Below are 14322 nucleotides of genomic sequence, written 5' to 3'. Positions count from 1 at the left end.
CCATGCCGTCCAATCGTTAGAGGATATTGGCGTAGTCCGCCTCGATGCGGTCGAGGCTGAGGTGGTTGAGGAAGTTGGAGAAACACATCCACGCCGACAGTGCGTTGAGGTCGCGGAACTGCGGCGGCAGGTACTTGGGCGGCACCACCAGGCCCTCGTCCACCAGTTGGCGCAGGGTGCGCATGTCTTCCAGGGTGGCCTTGCCGCAGAACAGCAGCGGGATCTGCTCCAGCTTGCCCTTGCGCACGGCGAGCTGGATGTAGTTGTAGATCAGGATGAAACCCTTGAGGTACGACAGGTCCTTGGTGAACGGCAGGCCCGACGGCGTCGAACCGCGGAACACCCGGCTGGCGTTCTGGTAGCTGCTTTCCGCGCTGTAGTTCTGCTCGCGGTAGAAGTTGAACACTTCCAGGAAGTCCGCCCCCTCCTCCGCCATGTGGATGGCGCGGGTGCGGTTGGTGAGCTTGCGCAGGCGGGTCGGGTAGGAGGCGAAGGCGATCACTTCCATCAGGATCGCCAGGCCTTCCTGGGTCACGGTGGACGACGGCGGGCCCTTGGCGAGGAAGGTGCAGATCGGCTGGTTGAGGCCATTGAGCGTGGTGCCGACGTGCACCAGGCCTTCGTGGACTTCCAGCGCGCGCACGTCGCGCTCGTTGAACATGGCGTCGGCACGCACCTTGATGTAATCGGCGCCGGCCGCCGCATCAGCGACGATGCCGTCGGACTCGAAGACGCGGATGGTGTCTTCCTTGCCGTCGAAGACCTTGTTGAGGCGCTCCTGCAACATCCGCACCGCGTCGCTGGCGGTAAGGGTCTTGGGTTCGTCCTTGAGGTCGCCTCGGTCGGCGATGTTGTTCAGGTAGTCCGAGAGCATCAGGCCGAGGTCGGCCAGGGTCGGGTCGCCGGCATGAAAAGCATCGGAGGCCGAGCCGTAGAGCTCCTGGGAAATCAGCCCGAAGTCCTGGGTGCCGCGTGCTTCGAGCATGCGGATGACCATGCGGTATTCCTTGCACATGCGCCGCATGATCTGCCCGACCGGATTGAACTGCCCCAGGTGGCGGGTAATGTCGCGCTCGATGTTCTGGAATTCCTGCTTCTTCGCGCTGCTGTCGAAGGACAGTGGGCGACTGTCGTAGTAGCTGCGGTCGACCTTGGGCGCATGCTTGCCGCGGCCTTTGAGGAAGTCGTCGCGGATGCTGTCATCCCACTTGATGGCATCGAGTACGCGGATCGGTGTCTGCGCCTCGACGATCCGGTCGGACAGGCTGCGGATGATCTGCTGGTACTCGTTGGGCGTGGACTTCTTGCGCCGTGGGGTCATTGCTTTTCTCCCGGGGTCACGCGCGAGAAGCGCAGCGCTTCGACGAACACGTCGGAATTGGCCGGATCATTCAGGTAGGCGATGACGTCGGCGAGCGGGCTGCTCACCAGCGCACCGGCACCCTGCTCGGTGTCGACCTTCTCGCCCTTGAGTGCGCCTTCCTTCATGTCCTGCAGGATATGCTCGACATCCAGGTTATAGATCACCAGTTCGTCCTTGTCGGTGATCTCGAAGCCGGCCAGGGCGAAGTTGCCGCCCATGCTCTTCGGCAACCCGGCCGAGAGGTACCAGCGACTGCCGTGATGGGCGACGGTGAAGCCGAAGTCCTCGACACTGTCGGTGTTGTCCTTGCTGTCGACGTAGCTGAGCGCACGGTAGAGATTGGAGCCGGAGCGGGTGACCTCGAGGAACTGCTCCTCGCCGTACTCGTCCACACGTGACCACTGGCCCAGCAGGTGAGCCGGCGCGGGCTCGTTGGCCGGAATCGGGTCCTTGAACGTCACCAGACAGCCACTGAGCAGGCAGATGCTCAACAGCAGCAGTGCACGCCAGACTTTCATCACGCCCTCCTTAGGTCCGGATGCCTTCTCATGCGATACGCGCAGGCGCCCGGAGTTCCGACACGAAAACCCCGCCGGCCGGCGGGGTTGGAATGCAGCAGTTGGCGCTACAAACCCATCACCAGGTCGAGGTAGCGGCTAAGGATGGCACGCATTTCCTCGGTCTGCAGGTGGTCGGCGCCGTCCAGCAGGCCCTGATACTCCATCTGCAGGATGATGGCCGTCAACACCCGGGCATCCTGCTCGGGCTGCTTTGAACCGAGCACTTCGAAGAAATGCACCACGCCCAGGGAAAGAATCCGCCGGTGGCGCTGCGCCAGATCGCTGAGGCTGGGGTTGAGCAGCGCCTCCTGGCGGAAGGCCTGTTCGGCCAGCAGGTGCTCGCGGCGTTCGTTGAGCTGGACCATGACGTACTGGATCGCCAGCTCGACGATATTCGCGGTCAGCTCGCGGCGCGCCTGTGGGTCGTCCTGGGCGAGGCCGGCGGCCATGGCCTGGAGGTCACCCTCGACGCTGCCCCAGAAGGTCGACAGGGCTTCGGCGCTACGCTCGACGAAGAGCGCGAAGGTATCGGTGATGAGGTCCTGGATGTCCTTGAAGTAGTAGGTGGTGGCGGACAGCGGCACGCCGGCCTCGGCGGCCACGGCACGGTGGCGTACGGCGCGGACGCCATCGCGCACGATGATCCGCAGGGCGGCGTCGAGGATCGCCTGGCGGCGCTGCTCGCTGCCCTGGCGGCTGGCCTTGCGGCCCTGGTATTTGACACTTTCGGCGATGGCGCTGGCGACTTGCGCGGCACTGTCTCGCGGGGACACTGGGGTCACGGGCATTACCTCCGACGGCGCGGCCTGATGGCGCATTGTTCGAGCTTTTCTGTGGGAAAACAATCGCCGCCATGCGGCTGCGACACCGGCGCACGAAGCAGGCCGCGAGGCAGAGCAGGCGGCAGGGAGTCAGGCCTGGGTGTATGACGTGCCACATAGCGCACGAGCCACGGGAGTGACATGCATTTCGTCGGACGATCCTACAAGAACCGCCCGACCTCGGAAACGCACGGAGGGCTCGTGTCGCCCGTCCGCCCGATCGACGCAAAAACGAAAAAGGCCGCCCAGTGGGCGGCCTTTTTCGCTGACTCCTGCGCTTACGCCTGCGGGCGCATATGCGGGAACAGGATGACGTCGCGGATCGACGGCGAGTTGGTCAGCAACATCACCAGGCGGTCGATACCGATGCCTTCGCCGGCGGTGGGCGGCATGCCGTATTCCAGCGCGTTGACGAAGTCGGCGTCGTAGTGCATCGCCTCGTCGTCACCGGCGTCCTTCTCCTTCACCTGCAGCATGAAGCGCTCGGCCTGGTCTTCGGCGTCGTTGAGCTCGGAGTAGGCGTTGGCGATCTCGCGGCCACCGATGAACAGCTCGAAGCGGTCGGTGACGCTCGGGTCGTTATCGTTGCGGCGCGCCAGCGGGGAGACTTCGAACGGATACTGGGTGATGAAGTGCGGCTGCTCCAGCTTGTGCTCGACCAGCTCTTCGAAAATCATCACCTGCAGCTTGCCCAGGCCTTCGTGGCCGAGAACCTTGGCGCCGGCCTTCTTGGCGATGGCGCGGGCCTTCTCGAGGTCGTTCAGATCAGCCGCGGTGAGTTCCGGGTTGTACTTGAGGATGGCATCGAACACGGACAGGCGGGCGAACGGCTCGCCGAAGTGGAAGACCTTGTCGCCGTAGGGCACGTCGGTGCTGCCGAGCACGGCCTGGGCCAGCTCGCGGAACAGCTCCTCGGTCAGGTCCATGTTGTCTTCGTAGTCGGCGTAGGCCTGGTAGAACTCGAGCATGGTGAACTCGGGGTTGTGCCGGGTCGAAACGCCTTCGTTACGGAAGTTGCGGTTGATCTCGAAGACCTTCTCGAAGCCACCGACCACCAGGCGCTTGAGGTACAGCTCCGGGGCGATACGCAGGAACATGGCCATGTCCAGCGCGTTGTGGTGGGTTTCGAAGGGCTTGGCCGCCGCGCCGCCGGGGATGGTCTGCAGCATCGGGGTTTCCACTTCGAGGAAGCCGCGATCGGAAAGGAAGCGACGGATGTGGGCGATGACCTGCGAACGCACGCGGAAGGTGTGGCGGGTTTCTTCGTTGACGATCAGGTCGACGTAGCGCTGGCGGTAGCGCTGCTCGGTGTCGGTCAGGCCGTGGTGCTTGTCCGGCAGCGGGCGCAGGGACTTGGTCAGCAGGCGCACGCTGGTCATCTCGACGTACAGGTCGCCCTTGCCGGAACGGGCCAGGGTGCCTTCGGCGCCGATGATATCGCCCAGGTCCCAGGTCTTGATCTCGGCCAGGGTTTCTTCCGGCAGGGTCTTGCGGTTCACGTAGGCCTGCAGACGGCCGCTGCTGTCCTGCAGGACGATGAACGAACCACGGTTGAGCATGATGCGACCGGCGACCTTGACCGGGATGGCGGCTGCTTCCAGCTCTTCCTTGGTCTTGTCGGCGTACTGTTTCTGCAGGTCCGCGAAGTAGTCGGCGCGGCGGAAGTCGTTGGGGAAGGCAATGGCCTTGGCCTCACGCACGGCGGCAAGCTTTTCCTTGCGCTGGGCGATCAGCTTGTTTTCTTCCTGTTGCAGGTCGTGCTGGTCGAGTTGTTGGTCGCTCATGGTCGTCTATCTGCCTGGCGTCTTGATCAATATGGGGTTACTGGCAGGGCTCGCCGTATGGCGAGCCCTGCAGGGTGGTGCTGTTTACAGGCCTTGTTTCAGGCTGGCTTCCAGGTATTCGTTGAGGTCGCCGTCGAGCACCTTGTCGCAATCGCTGCGTTCCACGCCGGTACGCAGGTCCTTGATACGCGACTGGTCGAGCACGTAGGAACGGATCTGGTGGCCCCAGCCGATATCGGACTTGGTGTCTTCCAGCGCCTGCGAGGCGGCGGTGCGTTTCTGCATCTCCTGCTCGTACAACCGGGCCCGCAGCATTTTCATGGCGGTGTCCTTGTTGGCGTGCTGGGAGCGTTCGTTCTGGCACGCCACCACAGTGTTGGTCGGCACGTGGGTGATACGCACCGCGGAGTCGGTGGTGTTCACGTGCTGACCGCCCGCGCCGGAGGAGCGGTAGGTGTCGATGCGCAGGTCGGCCGGGTTGATCTCGATCTCGATGTTGTCGTCGATTTCCGGCGAGACGAACACTGCGGTGAACGAGGTGTGGCGACGGTTGCCGGAGTCGAACGGGCTCTTGCGCACCAGTCGGTGCACGCCGATCTCGGTGCGCAGCCAGCCGAAGGCGTACTCGCCCTTGATGTGCACAGTGGCGCCCTTGATGCCGGCGACTTCGCCCTCGGACAGCTCGACGATCTCGGCATCGAAGCCGTTCTTGTCGGCCCAGCGCAGGTACATGCGCAGCAGCATGTTGGCCCAGTCCTGGGCTTCGGTGCCGCCGGAGCCGGCCTGGATGTCCAGGTAGGCGTTGTTGGGGTCCATCTCGCCGCTGAACATGCGGCGGAACTCGAGCTTCTCGAGGATCTCGCGCAGGCGCTGGACTTCGGCCTCGACGTCGGCCACGGCGCCTTCGTCATCCTCTTCGACCGCCATGTCGAGCAGGTCGCGGGAGTCGGCCAAACCGCCGGTGAGCTCGTCGAGGGTCTCGACGATCTGCGCCAGCATGGCGCGCTCGCGGCCCAGGTTCTGGGCGTATTCGGGCTTGTTCCAGACCGCCGGGTCTTCCAGCTCGCGGTTGACTTCAATCAGACGATCATGTTTCAGATCGTAGTCAAAGATACCCCCGAATCGACTGGGTACGGTCGGTGAGGTCCTTGATGCTGTTGAGGATCGGTTGGATTTCCATGGCGGGCATCTCTCACGGGTAAAGGGCGTAGAAAAGCCGGCAAGTATACGTGATTTTTCGCCGCCTTTTCAGGCTTTGCGACAAAGCACGCCCACCGTTTTCGCGCCCTGCCCGCCCGTTCAGCCGGCGATGGCCACCTGGTTGCGCCCGCCGTGCTTGGCGTTGTAGAGCGCCTGGTCGGCCAGTTCGATGAGCTGGCGGCAGGCCTGCCCGGCCTGGGGGATCAGCGTCGCCACACCGATACTGATGGTCAGCGACGAGCCCGGAGTGGGCAGTTCGTGGCGGATATTCAGGTCCTGCACCAGGCGCCGCAGCTTCTCGGCGAGCAGGCGTGCGCCGCCGGGCGAGGTGTTGGGCAGGACCATGACGAACTCCTCGCCGCCGTAGCGCGCCGGCAGGTCCGAGGGGCGGCTGGCGCTGGCGCGGATCGCCCCGGCCACCTGGCGCAGCGCCTCGTCGCCCTGCACGTGGCCGAAGGTGTCGTTGTAAGCCTTGAAGTGATCCACGTCGATCAACAGGATCGACAGCTGGGTCTGCTCGCGCAGGCCGCGGCGCCACTCCATTTCCAGGTATTCGTCGAAGTGCCGGCGGTTGGACAGCCCGGTCAGGCCGTCGGAGTTCATCAGCCGCTGCAACACCAGGTTGGTTTCCAGCAACTGCTGCTGGCTCTCGCGCAGGGCTCGGTAGGCCTCGTCGCGCTGCTGCAGGGCGAGGTAAGAACGCGAGTGGTAGCGCACGCGGGCGATCAGCTCAATGGCGTCGGGCAGCTTGACCAGGTAGTCGTTGGCGCCGGCGCTGAACGCCGCGCTCTTCACCGCCGGGTCTTCCTTGGTCGACAGCACGATGATCGGCAGGTCGCGGGTGGCCGGGTTGCCGCGGTACTCGCGTACCAGCGAGAGGCCATCGGCGCCGGGCATCACCAGGTCCTGGAGGATCACCGTGGGTTTGATCTGAATGGCCAGGGCAATGGCCTGGTGCGGATCGGAGCAGAAATGGAAGTCAATGCCAGGGTCGTCCGCCAGCGCGCGGCGCACGGCCTCGCCGATCATCGGCTGGTCATCGACCAGCAGCACCATCACAGCGGAATCGCCTGGGGTGTTCACGGGGTAGTCACTCGTCAAAGGGTTCATCTGATGGGGCTCCGTAGCCTGCACTCAGGCGCAGACTTCAGCGAGTCTTCGGGCGATGTCGCCCAGCGCGCGAATCTCCACGGCGGCGCCGATCGCCGCCGCAGCCTTGGGCATACCGTACACGGCGCTGCTGGCCTGGTCCTGGGCCAGCGTCAAAAAGCCGCGTTCGCGCATGCGTTTCAATCCCTCGGCGCCGTCCCGGCCCATGCCGGTGAGCAGCACGCCAACGGCGTCGCCAGGCCAGTACTCCACCACACTGTCGAAGAACACATCGATCGAGGGCCGATAGATGTGGCCACTGGGCTGGGCGGTGTAGGCCAGCTCGCCGCCCTTGACCAGGCGGATATGGTGATTGGTGCCGGCCAGCAGCACGCAGCCCGGCTGCGGCGGCTCGCCGTTGCGGGCCAGGCGCACCGGAATCGTCGATTGGGTCGAGAGCCACTCGGCCATGCCGGCGGCAAACACCTCGTCGACATGCTGGACGACCACAATGGCCGCCGGGAAATCCGCCGGCAGACGGGCGAACAGATCGGCCAGCGCCGCCGGGCCGCCCGCCGAGGAGCCGATGGCGATCAGCTTGCGCGCCCCCGAACCCTTGCGCGCCGGCGCCGCGCTGGCGGTCGGGCGGCTGTCGAGCGGGGCGTTGAGCCAGGCCAGGTTCTGCAGTTTTCGCAGCAGCGGCCGAGCCGCCTCGGCAGGGTCTCCGGAGCCCATGGCCGGGGTGTTCACCGCGTCCACGGCGCCATTGCCCATGGCGTCGAACACGCGGCTCATGTTCTGCTCCAGGTCCACCGTGACGACGATGATCGCGCAAGGGCTCTGGGCCATGATCCGGCGGGTCGCCTCGACGCCATCCATCACTGGCATCAGCAGGTCCATGAGGATCACGTCGGGCTTCTGCGCGGCGCACATCTCCAGCGCTTCGGCGCCGTTGGCGGCGACCCAGACGACGCGGTGCGCCGGCTCGAACGCGAGCGCGCGGCGCATCGCCTCCACCGCCAGGGGCATGTCGTTGACTATCCCTATCTTCATCCCTGCGCACTCCCGATCAGGTCGACCACCGCATCCAGCAGGGCCTCGTCGTGGAAGCTGGCCTTGGCCAGATAATAGTCGGCGCCGGCATCCAGGCCGCGTCGACGATCCTCTTCGCGGTCCTTGTAGGACACCACCATCACCGGCAGCGATTGCAGGCGGGTGTCGCGGCGGATCAGAGTCACCAGCTCGATACCGTCCATGCGCGGCATGTCGATGTCGGTGATGACCAGGTCGAAATGCTCCGAGCGCAGGGCGTTCCAGCCGTCCATGCCGTCCACCGCGACGGCGACGTCATACCCCCGCCCCAGCAACAGCTTACGCTCCAATTCACGCACGGTGAGCGAGTCGTCCACCACCAGCACGCGCTTGCGCGCCGGGCCGGCGAGGCGCCCAGCAGGGTCGATGCGTTCGAGCCGGCCGGTAGCCAGGAGCTTCTCCACCGAGCGCAGCATGTCCTCGACGTCGAGGATCAACACCGGCGTGCCGTCATCCAGCAGCGCACCGGCGGAAACGTCCTGCACCTTGCCCAGCCGCGCGTCCAGCGGCACCACCACCAGGGTGCGCTCGCCGATGAACTTCTCCACCGCCACGCCATAGGCACTTTCGCGGTCACGGATCACCACCACCGGAATCTCGTCCGGCGTAGCTTCGCCATCGGGGCGCTGCAACAGTTGGCTGGCGGACACCAGCCCGACATGCCGACCTTCGTGCCAGAACTGCTGGCGGCCTTCGAGCTGGACGATCTCGTCCGGCGCCAACCGGCGCATGCGTTCGATGTGCGCCAGCGGGAAGGCATAGGCCTCGCCACCGATGGTGACGACCAGACTGCGCACCACGGACAGCGTCAGCGGCACTTCAAGGTGGAAGCGCGCGCCCTGCCCGCGCACCTGCTCCATGCGGATGCCGCCGCGCAGCTGGCGCACCATGTGCTGCACGGCGTCCAGGCCGACACCGCGGCCGGACACCTCGGTGACCTGCTCGCGCATGCTGAAGCCGGGCAGGAACAGGAAACTCAGCAGCTCGTCCTCGGTGAGGCGCGCCACGGTTTCCTCGGTGGACAGCTGGCGGCGGACGATGGCGCTGCGCAGGCGGTCGAGGTCAACACCGCCGCCGTCATCCTGCAGCTCCAGGACCAGCATGCCGGCGTGATGGCGGGCCAGCAGCTGGATGACGCCCTGCTCCGGCTTGCCGGCGCGGGCGCGTACCTCGGCGGATTCGATACCGTGGTCGACGGCGTTGCGCAGCAGATGAGTGAGCGGCGCCTCGAGCTTTTCCAGCACATCGCGGTCGACCTGGGTCGTCGCGCCCTGCACGTCGAGGCGCACGGCCTTGCCCAACGAGCGGCCGAGATCGCGGACCATCCGCGCCTGCCCGGACAGCACGTCGGAGAACGGTCGCATGCGGCAGGACAATGCGGTGTCGTAGAGCGACTGCGCGCGCTGGCCGGCCTTGAAACTGAATTCGTCCAGCTCGGCGATCTGCTCGCTGAGCAGTTGCTGGCACTCGCCGACCAGGCGGCGCGCGTCGGCCAGATAGGCCTGCGCCTCGGCGTCGAGATTGGCCGTGCTGGCGGCGTCGCGGGCGCCATCCAGGACGCGGCTGGCACTGGCCTGGATGCGCTTGAGGCGCTGCAGGGAATCGAGCAGCGGCTTGAGGCGCTGGGACTCCACCAGCGACTTGCTGGAATAATCGAGCAGTTGGTTGAGGCGCTCGGCGGTAACCCGCAGCACGCGTTCGCCGGCTTCATCGCTGTCGCTGGAGCGGCGACGGGGTGCCGGCTCGGCGGGCGCGGCAGGCGGCTCGGCGGGCGCGGCAGGCGGCGTGGGCAATTCAGTAGCCGCCTCAATGGCGACGGGGGCCGGCTCGACCGGCATGGCAACGGGAGGCGCCGGCGGTGCCGGGATCTTTCCGGAAAGCAGCGCCTGCAGGCGTTCGACCATGGCCGGCACGCCCTGCTGGGCCTGCTCCGCACGCTCGGGCTGGGCGTCGGCGATGTGCAGGAGGATATCGGTGCCGGCCAGCAGCGCGTCGATATGCCCGGAGGTCAGCAGCAGGCGGCCCTCCTGGGCGCCGACCAGGCAGTCCTCCATCACATGGGCGACCTGCACGCCGGCATCCAGCCCGACGATCCGCGCCGCGCCCTTGAGCGAGTGCGCCGCGCGCATGCAGGCTTCGAGCTGGTCGGCCTGGGTCGGGTTGCGCTCCAGCGCCATCAAGCCCTGCACCAGCACCTGCGTCTGAGCCTCCGCCTCCAGGCGGAACAGCTCCAGCATCGATGCGTCCTTCATCTGGTCCGGGGTCATGCGAGGCTCCGGGTGGCGGCATCGAGCAGGGCTTCCTGATCGAGCAGGCGGATGCTGCGGCTGCGCCACAGCATCACGCCGCGGGTAAAGCGATCGGTGGCCGCGTGGTTCTGGGACGAAGCTTCGACTATGGCGCCCTCGTCCAACTCATGGATGCCTTCCACCTCGTCCACCGGCGAGATGATCGGCCCGCCAACGGCCGCCAGGATCAGCATGCGCGGCACGACGCGGGCGTCGTCACGAGTGGCCGTACGATTGTCGAGGCCGAGCAGCTCGCCCAGGGAAATGCACGCCACCAGGGTGCCGCGCACATTGGCCACGCCCAGCAGCGCTGGCGAGCGCTGGTGCGGCAGCGAGTGCACGACGCAGGACGGTGCCACCTCGGCCAGCGCGCGGGTGGGCAGGCCCAGCCATTCCTCGCCGAGTCGGAAGATCAGGTGCGGGCGGCCCTCTTCGATGGCCACTTCGGTGGGTTCGACAGGCGCCAGCTCCGCACCTTCGCTGCCCAGCGCGTAACGGTCCAGCAGGCTGATGGCGGCGGCATGCACCGGGCAGTTGCGGCAATGGATGTGCTCGGCCAGCTTCGGGCAGCTCCGGTCGCCGCGCACGCCGATGCGGTTCCAGCAGTCGTCCACTGACGGCAGGTCGGATCCAAAGGTGGCGTAGCCGCGTTCAACCATTGCGCTTCACTCCTCGCGCGGCGCGCTCCTGCAGACGCCGGGCGCCGGCCGTGTCGCCCTGGGCCGCGAGCAGTGCGGCCAGGTGCTGCAGGCTTTCCTGATGATCGGGTTTCAGGTACAGGGCCTTGCGGTAGAAGGCCTGCGCCTCGTTACCCTGGCCCTGGGCATCGGCCAGCAGGCCGAGCCAGTAGAAGGCTTCGGCGTCCGGGCCATTCTCGGCCAGCCACGCCTCGCAACGCTGGCGCGCTTCGGCGGCCTGGCCGGCGTTGGCCAGCCGGGCGATATCCACCAGCGCGTTATCGGCAGGCACAGTGACCGGCTGCTCGGGTTTGGCGGCCAGGCGCGGGCGCACCGGCGCGGGTTTAGGCGGAGCCGGACGTGGGATCGGCGCCGGCGCGGTCCAGTTCAGCGGCGCCACGCGGGGAGCCGGTTCGACGCTTTCCAGCGGGAAGGCGAAGGATTGCGGGACACCCAGAGGACGCAGCCCGATGCGCGACATCAGGCTGGCCTCGGCCGGGCCGATGAACAGCACGCCATCCGGCCGCGTCAGGCGACACAGCACTTCCACTACCTGTTCCTGGGTCGGCCGGTCGAAATAGATCAGCAGGTTGCGGCAGAACACATAGTCATAGGGCGCCTCGCCGGCCAGCAAGCCCTGCGCCAGCAGGTTACCGACGCGAAAGCGGACCTTGCGGCGCACCGCCTCGGCGAGTTGGTAATCGTTGCCATCGGCGCTGAAATGGCGGTCGCGGAATTCCAGGCTGGAACCGCGGAAGGAGTTGCGGCCATAACGCCCTTCTTCCGCCCGCTCCAGCACCGCGCGGCTGACATCCAACGCATCGACCTGGAAGGCGGACGGTGCCAGTCCTGCGTCCAGCAGTGCCATGACGATCGAGTACGGCTCCTCGCCAGTCGAGCACGGCAGGCTCAGCACACGCAGCGGGCGGCTGCCGGCCAGCTCCAGCACGCGCCGGGACGCGAGATCGGCGAGCGCGCCGAAAGATTCGGGATAACGGAAGAACCAGGTCTCCGGAACGATCACCGCCTCGATCAGCGCCTGCACTTCCTCGGTGGAGCCCTGCAGAAGCATCCAGTAATGCTCGCCATTGCCACCGCTGACCTTGTTGCAGCGCTGGCGCACGGCGCGCTCGATCACGGCGTCGCCGACGGACTCGGCGTCCAGGCCGATTCGTTCCTTGAGCAACCGGGCGAAGCGCGGATCGGTGGTCATGCCGGCGCACTCCCGTCCAGCAGCAGGCGCGCGCGGGCTTCGTCGCTGAGCAACTGGTCGACGCTCACGCGCTGCAACAGGCCCTGCTCGTCTTCCAGAACGGGGCCAAGGTAGCGGGCGCTGCCGTTGTCCAGTTCATAGTCGCGGAAGCTCGCCGGGTCGCGGCGCAAGGTGTGGGTGGCCTGTTCGAGGATCAGCCCGAGCCGCTGTTCCTGCCCTTCCGCAACGGCGCGATAGCGCACCAGCACCAGACGCGTACTGGTGCGGCGTGGCGCGCTGTGGCCGAAGGCGAGCTGGCTCATGTCCAGCACCGGCAGCAGCGCGCCACGGTGCGGAAACAGCCCGGCAACCCAGGCTGGTGCTTCCGGCACACGCTTGAGCGCCGGCACCGGCAGCACTTCGATCACGTCATGGACATCCAGCGCATAGCGGTCCGCACCCAGGCGGAATTGCAGGTACAGCCTGCCCGCCGCGGCGGTGTCAGACCTTGAAGCGCGAGACGCCATTGCGCAGTCCGTTGGCCACGAGGTTCAGCTCATCGATGGCGAAGCTGGCCTGACGCAGGGATTCCACAGTCTGCCCGGTGGCCTCGCCCAGCTGCACCAGCGCCTGGTTGATCTGCTCGGCGCCGGTGGCCTGGGCCTGCATGCCTTCGTTGACCATCTGCACACGCGGTGCCAGGGCCTGCACCTGCTGGATGATCTGCGAGAGCTGCTCGCCGACCTGGCCGACTTCGGAAATGCCGCGACGCACCTCCTCGGAGAACTTGTCCATGCCCATTACGCCGGCAGAGACGGCGGACTGGATCTCGCGGACCATCTGCTCGATATCGTAAGTGGCCACGGCGGTCTGGTCGGCCAGCCGGCGCACTTCGGTAGCCACCACGGCGAAGCCGCGGCCGTACTCGCCGGCCTTCTCCGCCTCGATAGCGGCGTTGAGCGACAGCAGGTTGGTCTGGTCGGCCACCTTGACGATGGTGGTGACCACCTGGTTGATGTTGCCGGCGCGCTCGTTGAGGATCGCCAGCTTGGCGTTGACCAGTTCGGCGGCGCCCATCACGTGGTGCATGGTCTCTTCCATGCGCGCCAGGCCGAGCTGGCCGGAGCCGGCCAGGGTGGAAGTCTGCTCGGCAGCCGACGACACTTCGGTCATGGTGCGCACCAGGTCGCGCGAGGTGGCGGCGATTTCCCGCGAGGTAGCGCCGATCTCGGTGGTCGTGGCGGCGGTCTCGGTGGCGGTGGCCTGCTGCTGCTTGGAGGTGGCGGCGATTTCGGTGACCGAGGTGGTCACCTGGATGGCCGAGCGCTGCGCCTGCGAAACCAGGCCCTTGAGCTCCTCGGCCATGCCGTTGAAGCCGGTCTCTATCACCGCGAACTCGTCGTTGCGCTCCATCGCCAGGCGCGTGGTGAAGTCCCCGCTGCCCATCACCTGCAAACCTTTGACCACCTGGCTCACCGGTCCGGTGATGGCACGCATCAGCAACAGGCCGCACACCGCGGCGACGGCGATGGCCAGCAGCAGGGAGATCAGCATGATGGCCTTGGCGGTGGTCACCTCGGTGACGATGTTCGCGGAAGCGGCATCGGCGATCTCCTTGTTCAGCGAGATCAGTTGGTTGAGGGTCTTGCGGCCGTCTTCCCACATGGGCTCCAGGCGATCCAGCAGGAGCTTGCGCGCCGCTTCACGGTCAGTGCCGTAAAGCTGCAGTACCTGGCCCAGCAACGCGTCGTACTCGCTCGCCTGCTGCTTGAAGTGGGCGAGGATCTCATGGTCGCGCGGATCGTTGACGGTGCGTTCGTAGGAGGCAATGCGCTCGATCAGGGTGTCGTGATTGGCACGGAACTCCTGGCGACGAGCCTCGTCGAGGGCCTTGCCGTCACTCAGGCCGACCAACACCTGGGTCAGCAGGATACTGTCAGTCCAGGCCGAGCGGACGGTTGTCAGGGCGTAAGTGCCAGGCATGGCGTCCTCACTGACCCGCTTGGTGCTGGCCTCGACGCGCAGCAGGCGGGTGTAGGAAATCACCACCATCAGCAGCATGATCGCGATGACGACGGCAAAGCTGGCCAGGATGCGTTGGCGTAAAGTCCAGTTCTTCACAGCGTTCCCCAGGAGATTTGTGGCGTACTGATGTAGGAAGGATTCGGGGAAACACGCCGCGAAAGTAAATTCCTACCAAATCATCAGCAAGATAGGACATATAGTATCCGCAGACACCGGAACCTTTTCTCTTTA

General features: G+C 66.2%; 12 protein-coding genes. All 12 read right to left on the bottom strand.

Going from position 1 to position 14322, the window contains the following annotated elements; genetic code table 11:
* Nucleotides 1-16: 16 nt before the first annotated feature.
* The 12 genes from GJV37_RS24100 to GJV37_RS24045 all read right to left on the bottom strand — a co-directional run bounded on the left by GJV37_RS24100 (nt 17) and on the right by GJV37_RS24045 (nt 14187).
* Nucleotides 17-1321 carry a flavohemoglobin expression-modulating QEGLA motif protein gene (locus GJV37_RS24100; RefSeq protein ID WP_054908275.1) on the bottom strand — a complete coding sequence of 435 codons (1305 nt, stop codon included), beginning with the start codon at nt 1319-1321 and terminating at the stop codon, nt 17-19.
* On the bottom strand, nt 1318-1881 hold the full coding sequence (locus GJV37_RS24095; RefSeq protein ID WP_065086133.1) for a hypothetical protein: 564 nt from the start codon (nt 1879-1881) through the stop codon (nt 1318-1320). The genes GJV37_RS24100 and GJV37_RS24095 overlap by 4 nt, the downstream gene beginning before the upstream one ends.
* Before the next feature lie 107 nt (nt 1882-1988).
* Complete coding sequence (locus GJV37_RS24090; protein WP_024765671.1) at nt 1989-2705, bottom strand: TetR/AcrR family transcriptional regulator; 717 nt, start codon at nt 2703-2705, stop codon at nt 1989-1991.
* 317 nt (nt 2706-3022) lie between these two features.
* Nucleotides 3023-4528 carry a lysine--tRNA ligase gene (gene lysS, locus GJV37_RS24085; RefSeq protein WP_024765672.1) on the bottom strand — a complete coding sequence of 502 codons (1506 nt, stop codon included), beginning with the start codon at nt 4526-4528 and terminating at the stop codon, nt 3023-3025.
* Between the two features lie 84 nt (nt 4529-4612).
* A protein-coding gene (gene prfB, locus GJV37_RS24080; RefSeq protein ID WP_099051256.1) for a peptide chain release factor 2 occupies nt 4613-5708 on the bottom strand; the annotation gives its coding sequence in 2 pieces (ribosomal slippage) (nt 4613-5635 and nt 5637-5708; 1095 coding nt in all).
* 119 nt (nt 5709-5827) lie between these two features.
* Nucleotides 5828-6838: a response regulator gene (locus GJV37_RS24075; protein WP_024765674.1), complete on the bottom strand. Its 1011-nt coding sequence runs from the start codon at nt 6836-6838 to the stop codon at nt 5828-5830.
* Between the two features lie 24 nt (nt 6839-6862).
* On the bottom strand, nt 6863-7870 hold the full coding sequence (gene cheB / locus GJV37_RS24070) for a chemotaxis response regulator protein-glutamate methylesterase (protein ID WP_024765675.1): 1008 nt from the start codon (nt 7868-7870) through the stop codon (nt 6863-6865).
* Nucleotides 7867-10176: a hybrid sensor histidine kinase/response regulator gene (locus GJV37_RS24065; RefSeq protein WP_193453001.1), complete on the bottom strand. Its 2310-nt coding sequence runs from the start codon at nt 10174-10176 to the stop codon at nt 7867-7869. The genes cheB and GJV37_RS24065 overlap by 4 nt, the downstream gene beginning before the upstream one ends.
* Complete coding sequence (locus GJV37_RS24060; protein ID WP_193453000.1) at nt 10173-10856, bottom strand: chemotaxis protein CheW; 684 nt, start codon at nt 10854-10856, stop codon at nt 10173-10175. The genes GJV37_RS24065 and GJV37_RS24060 overlap by 4 nt, the downstream gene beginning before the upstream one ends.
* Nucleotides 10849-12087 (bottom strand): CheR family methyltransferase, encoded by a 1239-nt coding sequence (locus tag GJV37_RS24055; RefSeq protein WP_193452999.1) that lies wholly within the window; start codon nt 12085-12087, stop codon nt 10849-10851. Before GJV37_RS24055 ends, GJV37_RS24060 begins: the two co-directional genes overlap by 8 nt.
* Nucleotides 12084-12593, bottom strand: a complete 510-nt coding sequence (locus GJV37_RS24050) for a chemotaxis protein CheW (protein WP_065086129.1) — start codon at nt 12591-12593, stop codon at nt 12084-12086. The genes GJV37_RS24055 and GJV37_RS24050 overlap by 4 nt, the downstream gene beginning before the upstream one ends.
* A complete protein-coding gene (locus GJV37_RS24045) occupies nt 12568-14187 on the bottom strand; it encodes a methyl-accepting chemotaxis protein (RefSeq protein ID WP_065086128.1) in 1620 nt (539 codons plus the stop codon). Before GJV37_RS24045 ends, GJV37_RS24050 begins: the two co-directional genes overlap by 26 nt.
* Between the last annotated feature and the right edge of the window lie 135 nt (nt 14188-14322).

Origin of the sequence: Pseudomonas nitroreducens (genome assembly GCF_010994165.1) — a bacterium.
Taxonomy (GTDB): Bacteria; Pseudomonadota; Gammaproteobacteria; order Pseudomonadales; family Pseudomonadaceae; genus Pseudomonas; species Pseudomonas nitroreducens.
Note: the sequence above shows the minus strand (reverse complement) of the source record. Positions and strands in the feature narration are given on the sequence as shown.

Bases quoted from the DNA above. Each gene is read 5' to 3' on its own strand.
- GJV37_RS24100 (WP_054908275.1), bottom strand. From the start codon at position 1,321: ATGACCCCACGGCGCAAGAAGTCCACGCCCAACGAGTACCAGCAGATC.
- GJV37_RS24095 (WP_065086133.1), bottom strand. From the start codon at position 1,881: ATGAAAGTCTGGCGTGCACTGCTGCTGTTGAGCATCTGCCTGCTCAGT.
- lysS (WP_024765672.1), bottom strand. From the start codon at position 4,528: ATGAGCGACCAACAACTCGACCAGCACGACCTGCAACAGGAAGAAAAC.
- GJV37_RS24075 (WP_024765674.1), bottom strand. From the start codon at position 6,838: ATGAACCCTTTGACGAGTGACTACCCCGTGAACACCCCAGGCGATTCC.
- cheB (WP_024765675.1), bottom strand. From the start codon at position 7,870: ATGAAGATAGGGATAGTCAACGACATGCCCCTGGCGGTGGAGGCGATG.
- GJV37_RS24065 (WP_193453001.1), bottom strand. From the start codon at position 10,176: ATGACCCCGGACCAGATGAAGGACGCATCGATGCTGGAGCTGTTCCGC.
- GJV37_RS24060 (WP_193453000.1), bottom strand. From the start codon at position 10,856: ATGGTTGAACGCGGCTACGCCACCTTTGGATCCGACCTGCCGTCAGTG.
- GJV37_RS24055 (WP_193452999.1), bottom strand. From the start codon at position 12,087: ATGACCACCGATCCGCGCTTCGCCCGGTTGCTCAAGGAACGAATCGGC.
- GJV37_RS24050 (WP_065086129.1), bottom strand. From the start codon at position 12,593: ATGGCGTCTCGCGCTTCAAGGTCTGACACCGCCGCGGCGGGCAGGCTG.